This is a genomic window from Allobosea sp. 10N428 (assembly GCF_056394545.1).
In genome coordinates, this window is the sequence record NZ_JBFTIC010000005.1 from 131,839 (window position 1) to 148,223 (window position 16,385).

The 16,385-nt window shown below is 66.4% G+C and carries 14 protein-coding genes; 5 read left to right on the forward strand and 9 right to left on the reverse strand.

Going from position 1 to position 16,385, the window contains the following annotated elements:
• Positions 1-6 precede the first annotated feature (6 nt).
• Positions 7-1,896, forward strand: a complete 1,890-nt coding sequence (locus AC1DDA_RS17065; protein WP_476796630.1) for a cation:proton antiporter domain-containing protein — start codon at positions 7-9, stop codon at positions 1,894-1,896.
• A gap of 64 nt (positions 1,897-1,960) precedes the next feature.
• Here AC1DDA_RS17065 and AC1DDA_RS17070 read toward each other — a convergent pair whose 3' ends face one another.
• The 3 genes from AC1DDA_RS17070 to AC1DDA_RS17080 all read right to left on the reverse strand — a co-directional run bounded on the left by AC1DDA_RS17070 (position 1,961) and on the right by AC1DDA_RS17080 (position 4,434).
• Entirely contained in the window at positions 1,961-2,380 is a 420-nt protein-coding gene (locus tag AC1DDA_RS17070; RefSeq protein ID WP_476796631.1) for a DUF3830 family protein, read from the reverse strand.
• Positions 2,381-2,581: 201 nt separating this feature from the next.
• Positions 2,582-3,652, reverse strand: coding sequence for a patatin-like phospholipase family protein (locus AC1DDA_RS17075; protein WP_441510342.1), 1,071 nt, complete (start codon positions 3,650-3,652; stop codon positions 2,582-2,584).
• Positions 3,649-4,434, reverse strand: coding sequence for a 3-hydroxybutyrate dehydrogenase (locus tag AC1DDA_RS17080; protein WP_476796632.1), 786 nt, complete (start codon positions 4,432-4,434; stop codon positions 3,649-3,651). The genes AC1DDA_RS17075 and AC1DDA_RS17080 overlap by 4 nt, the downstream gene beginning before the upstream one ends.
• Positions 4,435-4,546: 112 nt before the next feature.
• Here AC1DDA_RS17080 and AC1DDA_RS17085 point away from each other — a divergent pair, with 112 nt between their 5' ends.
• From AC1DDA_RS17085 to AC1DDA_RS17095, 3 genes are all read left to right on the forward strand, one after another.
• Entirely contained in the window at positions 4,547-5,086 is a 540-nt protein-coding gene (locus AC1DDA_RS17085) for a Fur family transcriptional regulator (protein ID WP_441510344.1), read from the forward strand.
• Between the two features lie 13 nt (positions 5,087-5,099).
• Positions 5,100-6,374, forward strand: a complete 1,275-nt coding sequence (gene ispG / locus AC1DDA_RS17090) for a flavodoxin-dependent (E)-4-hydroxy-3-methylbut-2-enyl-diphosphate synthase (RefSeq protein ID WP_476780300.1) — start codon at positions 5,100-5,102, stop codon at positions 6,372-6,374.
• Positions 6,375-6,453: 79 nt separating this feature from the next.
• Complete coding sequence (locus AC1DDA_RS17095; protein WP_476796633.1) at positions 6,454-8,418, forward strand: potassium transporter Kup; 1,965 nt, start codon at positions 6,454-6,456, stop codon at positions 8,416-8,418.
• A 55-nt stretch (positions 8,419-8,473) separates the two neighbouring features.
• On the opposite strand, the gene AC1DDA_RS17100 is transcribed toward AC1DDA_RS17095, so the two are convergent.
• From AC1DDA_RS17100 to AC1DDA_RS17120, 5 genes are all read right to left on the reverse strand, one after another.
• Entirely contained in the window at positions 8,474-9,397 is a 924-nt protein-coding gene (locus AC1DDA_RS17100) for a DMT family transporter (RefSeq protein ID WP_476796634.1), read from the reverse strand.
• Positions 9,398-9,493: 96 nt separating this feature from the next.
• A complete protein-coding gene (locus AC1DDA_RS17105) occupies positions 9,494-9,976 on the reverse strand; it encodes a MarR family winged helix-turn-helix transcriptional regulator (protein WP_441510348.1) in 483 nt (160 codons plus the stop codon).
• A gap of 102 nt (positions 9,977-10,078) precedes the next feature.
• Positions 10,079-10,660 carry an NAD(P)H-dependent oxidoreductase gene (locus tag AC1DDA_RS17110; RefSeq protein WP_476796635.1) on the reverse strand — a complete coding sequence of 194 codons (582 nt, stop codon included), beginning with the start codon at positions 10,658-10,660 and terminating at the stop codon, positions 10,079-10,081.
• Positions 10,661-10,770: 110 nt separating this feature from the next.
• Positions 10,771-12,195, reverse strand: a complete 1,425-nt coding sequence (locus AC1DDA_RS17115; RefSeq protein ID WP_476796636.1) for an FAD-binding oxidoreductase — start codon at positions 12,193-12,195, stop codon at positions 10,771-10,773.
• Between the two features lie 135 nt (positions 12,196-12,330).
• Entirely contained in the window at positions 12,331-13,659 is a 1,329-nt protein-coding gene (locus tag AC1DDA_RS17120) for a cytosine deaminase (RefSeq protein ID WP_476796816.1), read from the reverse strand.
• 191 nt (positions 13,660-13,850) lie between these two features.
• On the opposite strand from AC1DDA_RS17120, the gene folD reads away from it, so the two are divergent.
• Positions 13,851-14,711, forward strand: coding sequence for a bifunctional methylenetetrahydrofolate dehydrogenase/methenyltetrahydrofolate cyclohydrolase FolD (gene folD / locus AC1DDA_RS17125; RefSeq protein WP_476796637.1), 861 nt, complete (start codon positions 13,851-13,853; stop codon positions 14,709-14,711).
• A gap of 140 nt (positions 14,712-14,851) precedes the next feature.
• Here the strand turns inward: folD and lpdA are convergent, their stop codons facing one another.
• The gene (gene lpdA / locus AC1DDA_RS17130) at positions 14,852-16,252 is read right to left on the reverse strand and encodes a dihydrolipoyl dehydrogenase (RefSeq protein WP_476780293.1); all 1,401 of its coding nucleotides are present in this window, start codon (positions 16,250-16,252) and stop codon (positions 14,852-14,854) included.
• Positions 16,253-16,385 lie beyond the last annotated feature (133 nt).

Sequence of the window (16,385 nt, forward strand, 5' to 3'; positions counted from 1 at the left end):
AGACCCATGCATCACGGCCCGCTGATCGCCATCGTTGTCGCGGGCCTCGGCCTTGCTTTCGTCTTCGGGGCCATTGCCCAGAAACTGCGCATATCCCCACTGGTGGGATATCTGCTGGCTGGCGTCGCCGCCGGCCCCTTCACCCCGGGCTTCGTCGGCGATCAAAACCTCGCCAATGAACTGGCGGAAATCGGCGTCATCCTGCTGATGTTCGGCGTCGGCCTGCATTTCTCGCTGAAGGAATTGCTGTCGGTCAAAATGATCGCTGTTCCCGGCGCCATCGTCCAGATCGCCGTCGCGACGCTGCTTGGCCTCGGCCTTGCCTTGCTGCTCGGTTGGAACTGGATCGCCGGCATCGTCTTCGGCCTCGCGCTCTCTGTCGCAAGCACCGTGGTGCTGCTGCGGGCCCTGCAGGAGCGCCGGCTGGTCCAGACGGAAAAGGGCAAGATCGCCGTCGGCTGGCTGATCGTCGAGGATCTGGCCATGGTGCTGGCTCTGGTCGTGCTTCCGGCCGTGGCCAACGCGATCAGCGGCGGGCAGCCCGGCACGCCGTCTCCGCTCTCGACGCAGTTCGATCTCGGCCTCTGGGGCGTGCTCGGCGTCACCGTCGCCAAGGTCGCCGCCTTCATCGCCTTCATGCTGATCGTCGGGCGCCGGGTCATTCCCTGGGTGCTGCACTGGGTCGCCCATACCGGCTCGCGCGAGCTATTCCGGCTCGCGGTGCTGGCGGTCGCGCTCGGCGTCGCCTTCCTCTCCGCGACGCTGTTCGGCGTCTCCTTCGCGCTCGGTGCCTTCTTCGCCGGCATGATTCTCTCCGAATCGCCGCTCTCCCAGCGCGCCGCCGAAGAGACGCTGCCGCTACGCGACGCCTTCGCGGTGCTGTTCTTCGTCTCGGTCGGCATGCTGTTCGACCCCGGCATCCTGCTGCGGGCGCCATGGGCGTTGCTCGGCACGCTTGCCATCATCCTGATCGGCAAGTCGGTCGCGGCTTGGTTGATCGTGCGCGCCTTCGGCCGCTCGAACGCGGTGGCGCTGACGATCTCCGCCTCGCTCGCCCAGATCGGCGAATTCTCCTTCATCCTCGCCGGCCTCGGCACGAGTCTCGGCATCCTGCCGGCGCAGGGGCGTGACCTGATCCTCGCCGGCGCGATCCTGTCGATCCTGCTCAACCCGTTGATGTTCGCGCTGGCCGAGCGCCTCAAGCCGACCGACGCCTCCGCATCGAAGCCGAAGCCGGAATCCCCTGCGGCCGCACCTATGGCGGCTGAAGTCCCGGCCGAGCCCGAACCGACCGCAGAACCGGAGCGCGACGTCACCCCGACCAGCCTGTCAAGTCACATCGTCGTGGTCGGTTACGGGCGCGTCGGCAGCCTGCTCGGCGCGGGCCTGCTCGCACAGGGCTCGAAGCTGCTGGTGATCGAAGACAATCCGGACGCGGTCGCAACGGCCAAGCGTGACGGCGCCGAGCTGCTCGTCGGCAATGCGGCCGACCCGGAGGTTCTCTCCGCCGCCGGGGTGGACCGTGCCATCCGTCTCTTCGTCGCCATACCCGGCAGCTTCGAGGCCGGCCAGGTCTGTGAGCAGGCGCGGGCCGAGAATCCGACGCTGCCGATCGTCGCCCGCGCCCATTCCGATGCGGAGGTAGCCCATCTCACCAAATGCGGCGCGACGCTGACGATCATGGGCGAGGCCGAGATCGCGCGGGCGATGCTGGGCCTCTGCCAGAACCCGGTCGTCACGGCAGAGCCCGAGGCCGAAGCGGAAATCAGGGCCGCGGCGCCCGAGACGCAGGCCGACGAGGCACCATCGCCAACCGAGGCGGCCCAGCCTCGCATGTTGAGGCCGCGCAAGCCGACGGCGGAGAGCCCCTCTGAGGATCCGCCGGCCGCCGCATGAAAGAACAAGGGCGGGACGCCATGCGTCCCGCCCTTGTTGTCCCAGCCCAGGTGCTGGTTTCGGTTCAGCCGGCCATCTGGAAGCGGATGTCCTGCGCGCCTTCCCAGAGGGTCTTGCGGCCGAGCGCGTAGAGGTTCTCAAGCCCCGAGGTCAGGGTGAGGAAGTGGTTTCCGGAGAGGACGCCGGCCTTGCTGGCGAACTGCACGCCGCCATAGGCGAGCAGAATCTCGGTCTCGCTGACGCCGCCCGGATAGAGGATGATCTGGCCGGGCGCCGGATAGGCAGTGTTGTTCTCGTAGCCGACACCGAAATCGAGATCGCCGAGCGGCATCCAGACGCCCTCGCCGCTCCAGCGCACATGCACGATCTTGCTGACGAAGGGCAGGTGCCGCAGGAAGGCGGCGCAAGTCTTCGGCGCGGCCTCGAGCTCAAGCTTTGCGTCGAAGCTATAAGGGCCGGCGGTGACGATCAGCTTGCTGCTCATGGAAAATCCCTGTCCTTCTGAAAACGGATCCCGGACCGGTGAATGACATTTCGCCTCGCCCTCGCGCAAGCGCGGTCCCGGGAACAAGTGAGACGCCGGAACGTGAAGAAAGCCGACACGCCGGGCCGCCGCCCCCTCGGCGCGCCTCCCGCTCGGCTGGCATCAACCGAACGAAGGGAATTCGCGCAAAACCAATAGGCTCTAGGTGATCGCCTCCTTGAGATCGATCGTGCCGGTTTTGCCGATCGCCGCGTAGTTGCGCTTCAGCCAGCGCTTGGCCGCTGCGCGGCCCATGTCGCGCAGCCGGAGCAGGAAGGACCATTCGGCATTCATCCGCGACGAGGAGGTCAGCTCCGCCAGCGGCGGGCCGCCATCGATGCGGTGCATCAGCACGCGCTTGTACTCGTCAACCGGTACCTTGCCGTCGTCGATGAGGCGGTTGACGAAGTCGATCGCCCGCAGTTCGCGCAGCAGCGAGGCATTGAAGGTGATCTCGTTGATCCGGTCCTGGATCTCGCGCGCCTTGGTCGGCAGCTCCTTGCGCTGGACCGGGTTGATCTGCACCAGCAGGATGTCGTCGCAATGAGCCTTGTAGAACAGCGGGTACAGCGCCGGATTGCCCATATAGCCACCGTCCCAATAGGCTTCGCCGTCGATCTCCACCGCCTGGAAAACCATCGGCAGGCAGGCAGAGGCCATCACATGGTCCGGGGTCAGCCGGTCGCCTTCGAACACCGCGATCTTGCCGGTGCGGACATTGGTGGCGGCGATGAAGAGCTTCACCGCATCGTGTGCGCGCACCTTCTCGAAATCGATCAGGTCGGCGATCACGCCGCGCAGCGGGTTGATGTTGAGCGGGTTGACGTCATAGGGGCTCGCCACCTTCGCGAACATCTCGAAGAACAGCAGGCCGGGCGGCGTGCCGTTACTCCCCCAGGCGCCGAGCATCGTGTCGAGCAGCGGGCGCTCGGAACCGCGATACTTGCCGTCGACGCTGATCGCCCGCCAGAACGCCTCCAGCTTGGCGCGCGCTCCATCGGCGCCGCCGTCGATCCAGCCCTCGGCCAGCACGACGGCATTCATCGCGCCGGCGCTGGTCCCGGTGAGCGCCTCGATGCCGAGCCGCCCATCCTCCAGGATGACGTCGAGCACGCCCCAGGTGAAGGCGCCATGCGCGCCTCCGCCCTGCAGGGCCAGCGAGACCGTCTTTTCCGCCTTCGGCCCGGCCAGTCCCTTGGTCGGCTCGGCCTTGCGCGAGGGGCGCCCGCTCATTCGGCGGTCCAGCCGCCGTCGATCGGCAGCGTCGCGCCGGTGATCGACTTCGCCCCGTCGGTGCACAGGAAGACGGCGAGCGCCGCGACCTGCTCGACCGTGACGAATTCCTTAGTCGGTTGCCCGGCCAGCATCACGTCGTTGATGACCTGCTCACGGGTGAGCCCGCGGACCTTCATCGTGTCGGGGATCTGCTTCTCCACCAGCGGCGTCCACACATAACCGGGCGCGATGGCGTTCACGGTGATGCCCTTGGTCGCGACCTCCAGAGCCACGGTCTTGGTCAGGCCGGCGATGCCGTGCTTGGCTGCGACATAGGCCGACTTGAACGGCGAGGCGACGAGCGCATGGGCGGAAGCCGTGTTGATGATGCGGCCCCAACCCTTCTCCTTCATCTTCGGCAGGGCGGCGCGGATCGTGTGGAAGGCCGAGGACAGGTTGATCGCAATGATCTGGTCCCACTTCTCCGGCGGAAACTCGTCGATGGGCGAAACAAACTGAATGCCGGCATTGTTGATCAGGATGTCGATGGCGCCGAAGTTCTTCTCGCCCTCGGCGATGAAGGCGGCGATCTCGGCGGGCTTGGTCATGTCGGCCGGCGAGAACAGCACCTTGACGCCGAACTCCTTTTCCAGATCGGTGCGCAGCTTCTCTGCATCGGCTGGCGGCATGATGCCGTTGATGACGAGGTTCGCGCCTTCGGCAGCAAGTGCGCGCGCATAGGCCAGGCCAATGCCGGAGGTCGAGCCGGTGATGGCCGCAGTACGGTCTTTGAGGAACATGAGCGTCAAGGCCCCTGACAATCGAGGAGAAAATGCTTAGGTTCGGGCTGAACGTGGCAATGCCGCAACGACAGGCACCCGCAGGTTGCCCGATGACTCTTTGCAACGCAACATGACGAAAATGCAGCCAAACACGCATATGCATGACGACCATGTGCACCATACACATGGCGAAGACTGCCGCCATGCCGAGGACCACCGCCGCCACGCCGCCGAGGCGCTGGCACGTGCCGAGCGGATTTGCCGTGAGCGCGGCCTGCGCCTGACGCCGATCCGCCGGCAGGCGCTGGAAGCGCTCCATGCCGATCATCGCCCGGTCGGCGCCTATGATCTCGCGGACCGTATCTCGCCGGCAGGCGGACGACGCCTCGCACCGATCTCGATCTACCGGGCGCTCGATTTCCTGGTCGAGCAGGGCTTCGTCCACCGGCTCTCATCGAAGAACGCCTATGTCGCCTGCCTGCACGGCCATGGTGCGAATGAGGTCGTCGCCTTCCTGATCTGCGAGGTCTGTGGCGGCGTCGATGAGGATTCCTCGCCCGCGATGAAGAAAGCAGTGGCGGCGATCGCCGAAACCCGGCAATTCTCACCCTCTCATCAGATGGTCGAGATCGTCGGCCGTTGCGAGCATTGCCGGAACGCCGCTTCGTGATAGAGCAGCCCGCATGAATGAGCGCGCCTTCCCCCATCTGACGCCGGAACGCGCCGGGCCGCTCGCCCGGCAGCTCACCGTGCCGGTGCAGGTCGGCCATGTCACGGTCGGTGGCGGCGCGCCGATCGTCGTACAGTCGATGACCAACACCGACACCGCCGATATCGCCGGCACAGTGGCCCAGGTCGCCGCGCTCGCACGGCAGGGTTCGGAGCTGGTGCGCATTACCGTCGACCGCGACGAGGCCGCAGCCGCCGTGCCGAAGATCCGGGAGCGGCTCGACCGCATCGGCGTCGATGTGCCGCTGGTCGGCGATTTCCACTATATCGGCCACAAGCTGCTTGCCGATCATCCGGCCTGCGCCGAAGCGCTGGCGAAGTACCGGATCAACCCGGGCAATGTCGGCTTCAAGGACAAGAAGGACAAGCAGTTCGCCCAGATCATCGAGATGGCGATCCGGCACCGCAAGCCCGTGCGCATCGGCGCCAATTGGGGCTCGCTCGACCAGGAGCTGCTGACGGCGCTGATGGACGAGAACGCCCGCGCGCCTCGCCCGCTCGATGCCCGCGCCATCATGCGCGAAGCGATGGTCCAGTCCGCCTTGCTCTCGGCCGAGCGTGCCGAAGAGCTCGGCCTCGCCCGCGAATTCATCATCCTTTCCGCCAAGGTCTCCGGCGTGCAGGACCTGATCACGGTCTACCGCATGCTGGCGAGCCGGGCCAACTACGCCATCCATCTCGGTCTCACCGAAGCCGGCATGGGCTCGAAGGGCATCGTCTCCTCCTCCGCCGCACTCGGCATCCTCCTGCAGGAGGGCATCGGCGACACGATCCGCTATTCGCTGACGCCGGAACCGGGCGGCGACCGCACGCTCGAGGTCAAGACCGCGCAGGAACTGCTCCAGACCATGGGCTTTCGCGCCTTCGTGCCGCTCGTCGCCGCCTGCCCCGGCTGCGGCCGCACGACATCGACCGTATTCCAGGAACTCGCCCGCGACATCCAGAACTGGATTTCGAGCTCCATGCCGGAATGGAAGACGCGCTACCCCGGCGTCGAGAACCTCAACGTCGCGGTGATGGGCTGCATCGTCAACGGCCCCGGCGAATCGAAGCATGCCGATATCGGCATCTCGCTCCCCGGCACCGGCGAGGCGCCCACCGCCCCGGTCTTCGTCGACGGCAAGAAGGTCGCGACCCTGCGGGGCGCCGGCATTGCGGAGGAGTTCAAGGCCATGGTCGCAGGCTATGTCGAGCGGCGCTTCGGCGCCGGGCTTGGCGTCGCCGGCTGATCCCGACCTTTGCGCACCGTTCGCATTATGCTAGAGGCCCCGGCCTTTCGCTGCACCGCAGCGCGTGCGGAGATCCCTGATGGGGCATGAGAAGCCGAATCCTGCGACCATCCGGCCGGAGGATTCCCGTTTCGGACTCGACGATGGCCACGGCCAAGCCAATGGCCACGGCCACGGCAAGACCGGCTTCGCTGCTCTGGCCTTGGGTGCGCTTGGCGTCGTCTATGGCGATATCGGCACGAGTCCGCTCTATGCGCTTCGCGAAACGATCCTCGCCGCGACCGGCGGTCAGGAGAACGTCACGGTTCCGCCGACCGTCGTCATCGGCGTCCTCTCGCTGATCCTGTGGTCGCTCGTCGTCGTCGTGACGCTGAAATATGTCGTGCTGCTGATGCGGGCCGACAACAACGGCGAAGGCGGCATCCTCACCCTCGTCGCGCTCGCCCAGCGCAGCCTCGGCCGGGCGCGCAGCCATGTTGCGCTGCTGCTCGGCATGATCGGCGCCGGCCTGTTCTACGGCGACACCGTCATCACCCCCGCGATTTCGGTGCTCTCGGCGATCGAGGGCGTCAAGCTGATCACCCCGGCGCTCGACGACTACATCCTCTGGATCGCTTCGGTGATCCTGATCGGCCTTTTCGTGATGCAGAGCCACGGCACCCATCGCGTCGCGACCTTCTTCGGCCCGATCATGCTGGTCTGGTTCCTGACGCTGGCCGGGCTCGGCATCTACCACATTGCCGACGATCTCAGCGTTTTCCGCTCGATCAACCCCTATTACGCCCTGCTCTTCTTCCGCGACCACGCCGGCGTCTCGCTCGCCGTGCTCGGTTCGGTCTGCCTAGCCGTGACGGGCGCCGAAGCGCTCTATGCCGATATGGGCCATTTCGGTCGCGGCCCGATCCGCGGCGCCTGGCTCTATGTCGTCTTTCCGGCGCTGTGGCTCAACTATCTCGGCCAGGGCGCGCTGATCCTTTCCGACCCGAGCGCTATCGACAACCCGTTCTACCGCCTCGCGCCGCAGGGCCTGCTGCTGCCCTTCGTCATCATGGCGACGGTGGCGACCATCATCGCCAGCCAGTCGGTCATCACCGGCGCCTTCTCGCTGACGCGGCAGGCGATCCAACTCGGCCTCTTGCCGCGCATGGAGATCCGCCACACCTCCGAGCAGACCTCCGGCCAAATCTACGTGCCGCGCGTCAATCTGCTGCTGCTCGTCGTCGTGCTGATCCTGGTCTGGTCGTTCCGGACCTCGTCCAGCCTGTCGCACGCCTACGGCATCTCGGTCTTCGGCACGATGGTGGTCTCGTCCATGCTCGCGGCCATCGTCATCCGCCGTCACTGGGGCTGGAGCCCGCTGGCGACCGGCGCGCTCATCCTTCCCTTCTTCCTGGTCGACGTCTCCTTCTTCTCGGCCAACATGCTGAAGCTGTTCCATGGCGGCTATGTGCCGGTGCTGCTGGCCATGGCGCTGACGCTGGTGATGTGGACCTGGATGCGCGGCACCAAGATCCTCTTCGACAAGACCCGCAAGACCGATGTGCCGCTGCTCGAGCTGGTCACCATGCTGTCGAAGAGCCCGCCGGCCCGGGTGAAGGGCATGGCCGTCTTCCTGACCAGCGACCCGGAGACGGCGCCGGCTTCGCTTCTGCACAACCTCAAGCACAACAAGGTCCTGCACGAGCGCAACGTCGTCCTGACCGTGCGCTCGGCCGACACCCCGCGCGTACCCGAGGAAGAGCGCGTACGCCTCGCCCGCATCACCGACGATTTCTGGCGGGTCGACATGGTCTATGGCTACATGGAAAGCCCGAACGTGCCCAAGGGCCTCGCCATGCTGCGCAAGCAGGGCTTCAAGTTCGACATCATGTCGACCTCGTTCTTCCTGTCGCGCCGCTCGATCAAGCCCTCGCCGCAATCCGGCATGCCGATCTGGCAGGACAACCTCTTCATCGGCCTGACCAAGAGTGCGACCGACGCCACGGACTTCTTCCAGATCCCGACCGGCCGCGTCGTCGAGGTCGGCACGCAGGTCACGGTCTGACCCTCGCGAGCGTCATGCTTGGGCTCGACCCGAACATGACGCGCCTATCGCAGGCTCAATCCAGCCGTGCCGAAGCCGCTTCCTGCGGCACATGCCGCACGCGCTCGCGATAAAGCAGGTAGAGCCCTGAAGCGATGACGATGCCACCGCCGGCAAAGGTCCAGCGATCCGGCCACTGTCCGAAGACGAGCCAGCCGAGCAGCACCATCCAGACGATCTGCGAGTAGATGAACGGCGCGAGCACAGTGGCCGGTGCGAGCCGATGCGCCAGGATCAGCAGCCAGTGGCCGAAGCCGCCGAGCACGCCGACCAGGACCATCAGCAGCCAGGGCAGCAGCCCCTGCGGTGTCTCCCAGATCCAGGGCAGCAGCGGGATCGTGGCGAGCGTTCCGGCGGCGCCTGAATAGATCATCGTCGTTTCCGATGAATCATGGGCCGAGAGCACGCGGGTCGACAGGGCGTAGAATGCGAAGCAGAAGCAGCCGAGCACGCTGAGCAGCGCGGCCGGATGCATGCCGCCGATGCCCGGCCGCGTCACCACCAGCACGCCGAGAAAGCCCACTGCGATCGCCGCCAGCCGGCGCGGCCCAGGCCATTCGCCGAGCAGCGGTCCCGAGACCAGCGCCACCAGCAGCGGCGCCGCAAACATGATCGAAATCGTCTCCGCGAGCTGGAGATAGCGCAGCGCGACGAAGTTCAGCGCGGTCGAGCCGAGCAGCAGCAGCGAACGACCCCATTGCAGCCAGGGGCGCTTCGTCCTGAGAACGCCGGGGTGAGACCACGGATTGATCAGGGCGAGGACCAGGATCATGCTGCCGGCGTAGCGCGCGAACACCACCTGCAGCGGGTTCATCGACTGGCCCAGCCATTTCGCGCTCGCATCGAGCATCGAAAACAGCAGGACGGCCACGCCCATCAGGCCGATGGCCGCGAGCCGGGCTCGCCCGGCTTCGGAAAGGGCCTCGGTTGACAGGGACACGTCCGGTTTCGCCATGCTCTGGAGGAATGACAAAGCCAGATTGAACCGATTTAATAGCCTTCGCCAGTGCAGGAGCGCATGCGCTCCATGCAGAAATCAGGCGTCGCTATCAGCCTCGTCGATATCGCTATCCGGGTCGTCGTGATCGGCACCGGCCTTGGACAGGCCCTTCGCGGCCTTGCGCAGCAGCTTGCGCAGCTGCTTACGCTCCTTGCCGTCGAGCTTGTCGAGAAGTTCCTCCTCGACCTCGTTCCAGACGGCGTCGAGTTCGACGGCGGTCTTCTGCCCGGCTTCCGTCAGCGCGACCTGAACAAGCCGGCCGTCGCGATTGCCGCCTTCGCGCGTCACCAGTCCCTGCAACGACAAGCGCCCGATCGTCTTCGATACTGTCGGCGGCTTCACGCGCAGGAGCGAGGCGAGCTCGCCCATCGTCATCGGCGCCGGCTGCAGCGCCTTCAGCGCCTGCTCCTGCCCTGGAAACAGGCCGAGCCCGTTCAGTCTCTCACCCATCCGCGACCGATGCAGCCGGGCGGTGACGAGCAGGGCACGGCCGACGCTTTTCTCGATTGCCTTGGTCATAGGTCGATCCTTCGGGCCGATCCTTGGACGGATAAGCAGACGCTTCGCCGGCTGCGTAGTCGCGCGCCAAGATGACAGACAGATGACAATCCGATGTCAGAGCTAAAAGACCGCCAGCTTTGTGGCGACTTTTTGCAGGAATGCCTCGCGGCTATCCACCGTCGAGAGGTTCATCTCGTAATGGGCGAGGTAGGTCGTGCGCGCCAGCGGATGGCAAACCGCGCGGAGCGCCCGGCAAACTGCCTTGCGGGGCGGATCGCCCATCAGAAATGCGCGCCAGCGCGAGCCGCCATAGCTCGTCACCGCCGCGAGCCGGCGGATATTGTGGAGCGCGGGCTGAGCCTTGCCGTCCTCCATCCTGAACGAGACACCGGGCAGGAAGACGCGGTCGAGGAAGCCTTTCAGGATCGCCGGATAGCCGAAGTTCCAGACGGGGAAGCACAGCACCAGCGCTTCTGCCGCCCGGACGCGCTCGACATAGCCGGCAACCGGCAATGTGTTGCTGGCTGTGTCGTGATAGCCGCGGCGCTCGCCGCAGCTCAGCACGGGATCGAAGCCATCCGCGTAGAGGTCGCAGTCATCGACCTCGTGCCCTGCCTGCTTGAGCGTCGCGACCACCGTCCGATGGGCCGCGGCACCGAAGCTCTCCGGAACCGGATGGGCATAGAGGACGAGCACGCGCATGGCTGAGGCCTCTGTTCGAACATTTCTCAAGCCCTCATCCTGAGGAGCCGTGAAGCGGCCTTCGAGTGCGGCTGCTCCTCAGGATGAGGGCTGAGGCTTCAAAAAATCTCTTAGCCGACACCGGCCTCGGTGAGGCTGCGGAACAGGAAGGTCTTGCCCGAACGGTAGTCGTAGCTCGGATCCTCCCAGGCGATCATCTTGCCGGGGTTGAGCAGGCCCTGCGGATCGGCCTCGCGCTTGAAGGCGAGCTGCGTCTCGTCGGTCTGCTTCATGCCACCCTCTTCCAGCGTGTAGCGATGCGGGTTGAAGATCGGCGCGCCCATCTCCTCATGAACAGCCATGATCTCCTCCAACCGCTCCTCGCTGGTGAAGCGCACCAGCGGCAGGCCGAAGCAGGTGATCTTGCCGTCGAAGCGCACGAACTCAAGATGGCAGGTCACCTCGTCGCCGAAGCGGGCATGGATCTTGTCGACCAGCTCGACCTGGTTCGGGAAGGGATAGAGCACCTGCAGATAGGTGATCGCCGGGTCGACGCGCAGCGCCCTGAGCGTCGTATGGTTCCAGCCGAGTTCATAGGCCGGCGGCAGGCCCTTGGCATCCTCCGGCGCGAGCTTGTCGGTGCGCAGCAGCAACTCCGCGCCCTTGAAGCGGCGCGCATAGGCGCAGAGCGCATCAACGGCGAAATCGGCGGCCATGACAATGACGAGATGGCTGTCGCGCGGCAGGAACTTGCGGTGGCGCAGGAAATAATCGTGAGGAGCCGGCGCAGCCACGACGCAGAGGTTCTTGAGCGCCAGCCCGTCCTGCTCGCCGACAGCATTGGCGAACTCGGTGGCCGTGCGCAGGCTCTCGAAGCCGACGATGACGTCGACCCAGTTATAGGCAGGCCCGAGCGGCATCTCGACCTCGGTGATGATGCCATTCGTGCCATAGGCATGGGCGACCTTGTGCAGATCATCGCCCGAAAATTCGAGGATGCGCGGGCTTGCCTCCATCGTAGCGACCTTGAGCCGGATGATGTTGCCCCAGTCGCGCAGGCCGCCCCATTTGATCGAGCCGACGCCGCCCGAACCGCCGGCGATGAAGCCGCCGATCGAGGCCGTCTGGTAGGTCGAGGGGTGCAGGCGCAGTTCCTGCCGCGAATGCGCGCGCGTCTCGTCGTCGATGCGGGCCATGATCGCGCCGGGCTCGGCGACATAGCGGCCGGCGGCGATCTCCTTGACCTTGTTGAAGCCCGAGAGATCGAGCAGCACGCCGCCGGAAAGCGGCATCGCCTGGCCGTAATTGCCCGTCCCGGTGCCGCGGGGCGTGACGGGAATGCCGAGCTCGTAACAGGCGGCGAGAACCTGCACGACCTCCGACTCGCTGGTCGGCGAGACGACGATATCGGCCACGACATGATCGAGCTGGCGCTTCAGCACCGGCGAATACCAGAAGAAGTCCCGGCTCTTCTGCCTCACCAGCGCCGGGTTCTCCTCGGTGCGGATAGCGCCCAGGCGGGTCTTCAGCGTGGCGATGTCGTAGCGTTCGGTCATGCGAGGCGTTCCTGTGGCGTCATGCTCGCCCGTGTGGCGAGCATCCAAGTCTTGAACACCGCCCGCGACGGAGGAAGACGTGGATGGCCGGCACAAGGCCGACCATGACGGGAAAGGTCATGGCGGGAAAGATCGTCACGTGGCGCTCGCCATCAGATGGTCGAGTTCGCGGTAGTCCGGCAAGGTCCGGTCGATCGACTTGCCCGCGACCAGCACGCTGCGGTCGGCCTGCGGCCGGGAGAAGAGTTCGGTCCAGTCGCGCGCCCGCGTCAGGATGAGGTCGGCCGGCGCGCCCACGGCGACGATGCCGGCATTCCGCAGGCCCATCGCCTCGGCCGGCGTGCGGGCCACGGCATTGGCCCAATCCGGGCCGGAATGGTCGAGCTGGAGGATGCGCGTGCCCTCGCGCAGGACATCGACGAGGTCGAGATCGCCATAGGCGTAGAACGGATCGCGCGTGTTGTCCGAGGCGATCATCACCGGCACGCCCGCGGCCTTCAGCTCATGCAGGGCGGTTACGCCGCGCCAGCGCGGCGTGCGGCCTGGTTGCCGGTCCTGCAGGTACATGTTGCACATCGGCAGCGAAACCACGGCGATGCCGGCCTCGCGCAGCTTGGCGATGATGCGCGCCTCGTCCTCAGGCGCCTGCAGGCTGAGCGAGCAGCAATGCCCGCACAGGATGCGGCCGGTGAAGCGATGGCGCAGCGCCGCATCGGCGATGTGCTCCAGCGAGCGCGCCGCCGGGTCGTTGGTCTCGTCGACATGGAAGTCGAGGTCGAAGCCGTTCTCGATCGCGGCCTGGAACAGGATGTCGAGCGCCCGGTCGAGCTCCGGGATCATGTAGGTGACGCAGCCGAGCAAGCGGTCGCCATGCGCCTTCACCGCCGCGACCACAGCCGCTATATGCGCCGGATCGAGCGCGGCATCGGCCCCGAACAGCGGCGAAGCCTGCAGGGCGATGCGCCCGGCCCATTCCGCCCGGATCTCGGCATAGACAGGCCAGGAAATGCCGATCTGCCTCCCGACCGAATCGATATGCGTCCGCAGCGCGGCCGTGCCATGAGCGAAGGCGGTGCGCAGCGAGAAATCCATCCGTGTCCGCACGTCAACGGCGGACCAGTTCGCCTCGCGATCGGCCCCAACGGTCGCGAGCGCACCCGGAAAGGTGCCGTCCGGGTTGGGGCTGCGCGGCCAGATATGGCCCTTGTCGATATGAGTATGGCAGTCGACCAATCGCGGCAGCACGATGCCGCCGTCGAGATTGCAATGCGGGGCGATACCGGAAGGCGCCGCGCCAACCGGCTCGATCGCCTCGATAAGGCCATCGGCGATGGCGAGATCCACCCGCGCCAGCCCATGGCGGTCCGCCGGGATGTCGCAATCTTCAATCAGGCAGGCAGGGACACGCAAATCGTTCAGGCGGAAGGCCGGCGCGTCGGGCAGGCGGGCGAAACCGGTCGTCACGTTGTCCCTGCCCTTCCTGCCGAGCCACTCTCGGTTCGGAGATACCGGGCCGTCCGGAAGCCTGCAAGTTGCGCCGGCCGCTCCTCCCCCGCCGATGGCGTCTGCGGCCATGCGGCCGTCGCATTCGGGCTTGTCCGGGCCGGCCGGATCGCGCATGACGGCGGCGTCATCATCAAGCATGAGGTCGGATCATGACCGGCGAAGCCCGCATCATCGACGGCAAAGCCGCCGCCGCCGCGCTCAGGGCCGAGATCGGCCGGGAGGTCGCGGCGATCAAAGCCACCAGCGGACTCGTGCCGGGGCTGCATGTCGTCCTCGTCGGCGAAGACCCGGCGAGCAAGGTCTATGTCGCCTCGAAGGAAAAGCTGGCCGTCGAAGTCGGCATGAACTCGGTCGCCCACCGGCTGCCGGCTGAGACGACCGAAGCGGAGCTGCTCGCCAAACTGGCCGAGCTGAACGCCGACGACGGCGTCGATGGCATCCTCGTCCAGCTCCCCCTGCCGAAGCATATCGACACCGGCCGCATCATCGACGCCATCGATCCTGCCAAGGATGTCGACGGTCTCCACCCGATCAATGCAGGCCTGCTCGCCGGCGGCAAGAACGGCCTCGTGCCCTGCACGCCGCTCGGCTGCATGCTGCTGCTGAAGCAGGCCTTGCCCTCGCTGTCCGGCCTCGACGCGGTGGTGATCGGCCGCTCGGAGCTGGTCGGCCGCCCCGTCGCGCAATTGCTGCTCCAGGCCGACTGCACCGTTACCATCGCCCATTCGCGCACGCGCGACCTTCCGGGCGCCGTGCGCCGCGCCGACATCGTCGTCGCCGCCGTCGGCAGGCCGCGCATGGTCAAGGGTGACTGGATCAAGCCCGGCGCGACCGTCATCGATGTCGGCATCAACCGCCTGCCGGACGGCAAGCTCACCGGCGACGTCGACTTCGCCGAGGCGGTGAAGGTCGCGGGCGCCATCACCCCGGTCCCCGGCGGAGTCGGCCCGATGACCATCGCCTGCCTGCTAAAGAACACGCTGACGGCCTTCCACGCCCGGCGGGGTTAAACTCCGCGGGGGCCGTTGTAGGCTGCCCGCCGTCTCCTAAGGATCGCGCCCGAACGAAAAAAGGAGCTGCAAACCTGCAGCTCCTTCGAAATCCCATACCAGCCTCGGAACCGCGCCGAAGGCGCGGCCCGGATTGCCGATCACATATGGATCGGGCGCTTGTCGACGGCGAGCGCGGCTTCCTTCACCGCCTCCGCCAGCGTCGGATGCGCATGGCAGGTGCGGGCGAGATCCTCGGCCGAGCCACCGAACTCCATCAGCACCGTGACCTCGGCGATCAGGTCGCCGGCATGCGGCCCGATGATGTGGCAGCCGAGCACGCGGTCGGTCGCAGCGTCAGCCAGCACCTTCACGAAGCCGTCGGTGTGGCGGATGGCGCGGGCGCGGCCATTGGCCGTGAACGGGAACTTGCCGATCTTGTAGGCGACGCCGGCCGCCTTCAGCTCTTCCTCGGTCTTGCCGATCGCCGCCACTTCCGGCGCCGTGTAAACGATGCCGGGAATGGCGTCGTAATTCACATGGCCGTGCTTGCCGGCGATGATCTCGGCCACCGCGACGCCCTCGTCCTCGGCCTTGTGCGCCAGCATCGGCCCGCGCACCACGTCGCCGATCGCGTAGATGCCCGCGACATTGGTCTTGAAGTGGTCGTCGATGACGACGCGGCCACGGTCCGTCGCGACACCGGCCTTGTCGAGGCCGAGGCCATCGGTGTTCGGACGGCGGCCGATCGAGACCAGCACGATATCGGCGTTGAGCGTCCTGGCCTCGCCGCCGGCGGCGGGCTCGACGGTGACGGTCGCGCCGCCCTTCTTGGCCACGTCGACCTTGGTGACCTTGGAGCCGAGCTGGAAGGTGAAGCCCTGCTTCTCCAGGATGCGCTGGAACTGCTTGGCGACCTCGCCATCCATGCCCGGCAGGATGCGGTCGAGGAACTCGACCACCGTGACCTTGGCGCCGAGGCGGGCCCAGACCGAGCCGATCTCGAGGCCGATCACGCCGGCACCGACCACGACCAGCTCCTTCGGAACGGAAGCGATCTCAAGCGCGCCGGTCGAGGTGACCACCGTCTTCTCGTCGATCTCGACGCCCGGCAGCGGCGCTGACTCCGAGCCCGTCGCGATGACGATGTTCTTGGTCTCCAGCTCCTGCGTCTTGCCGTCCTCGGCGGTGACGACGACCTTGCCGGCGGCCGGGATCGAGGCCGTGCCGTGGAAGGCGTCGATCTTGTTCTTCTTGAGGAGGAAACCGACGCCGTTGACGTTGGCGTCGACAGTCTCCTGCTTGTGGGCCATCATTGCCTTGAGATCGAGCTTCGGCGTGCCGACGACGACGCCGAGCTTCTCGAAGGTGTGGCCGGCTTCCTCGAACATCTCGGAGGCGTGCAGCAGCGCCTTGGAGGGGATGCAGCCGACATTCAGGCAGGTGCCGCCATGCGTCTTGCGCTTCTCGACCACCGCGACCTTGAGGCCGAGCTGGGCGGCACGGATGGCACAGACATAGCCCCCGGGGCCGGTTCCAATGACGACGAGATCGTAGGCCATGACGTCCTTCCGCTGATCCGCTGAGAGGCCGCGAGCGAACGCCGCGGCGGATGGCGGCCGGAATACATCGGTTCCGCAGCAAGCGCCACGTCATTCATGCGTCGACAGCATGTCGCGGTGCTTGTCGCGGCTC

Coding starts and splice junctions, on each gene's coding strand:
- AC1DDA_RS17115 (WP_476796636.1), bottom strand. CDS start 12,195: ATGACCGAACGCTACGACATCGCCACGCTGAAGACCCGCCTGGGCGCT.
- AC1DDA_RS17095 (WP_476796633.1), top strand. CDS start 6,454: ATGGGGCATGAGAAGCCGAATCCTGCGACCATCCGGCCGGAGGATTCC.
- AC1DDA_RS17110 (WP_476796635.1), bottom strand. CDS start 10,660: ATGCGCGTGCTCGTCCTCTATGCCCATCCGGTTCCGGAGAGCTTCGGT.
- AC1DDA_RS17105 (WP_441510348.1), bottom strand. CDS start 9,976: ATGACCAAGGCAATCGAGAAAAGCGTCGGCCGTGCCCTGCTCGTCACC.
- AC1DDA_RS17080 (WP_476796632.1), bottom strand. CDS start 4,434: ATGTTCCTCAAAGACCGTACTGCGGCCATCACCGGCTCGACCTCCGGC.
- ispG (WP_476780300.1), top strand. CDS start 5,100: ATGAATGAGCGCGCCTTCCCCCATCTGACGCCGGAACGCGCCGGGCCG.
- AC1DDA_RS17085 (WP_441510344.1), top strand. CDS start 4,547: ATGACGAAAATGCAGCCAAACACGCATATGCATGACGACCATGTGCAC.
- folD (WP_476796637.1), top strand. CDS start 13,851: ATGACCGGCGAAGCCCGCATCATCGACGGCAAAGCCGCCGCCGCCGCG.
- AC1DDA_RS17070 (WP_476796631.1), bottom strand. CDS start 2,380: ATGAGCAGCAAGCTGATCGTCACCGCCGGCCCTTATAGCTTCGACGCA.
- lpdA (WP_476780293.1), bottom strand. CDS start 16,252: ATGGCCTACGATCTCGTCGTCATTGGAACCGGCCCCGGGGGCTATGTC.
- AC1DDA_RS17065 (WP_476796630.1), top strand. CDS start 7: ATGCATCACGGCCCGCTGATCGCCATCGTTGTCGCGGGCCTCGGCCTT.
- AC1DDA_RS17075 (WP_441510342.1), bottom strand. CDS start 3,652: ATGAGCGGGCGCCCCTCGCGCAAGGCCGAGCCGACCAAGGGACTGGCC.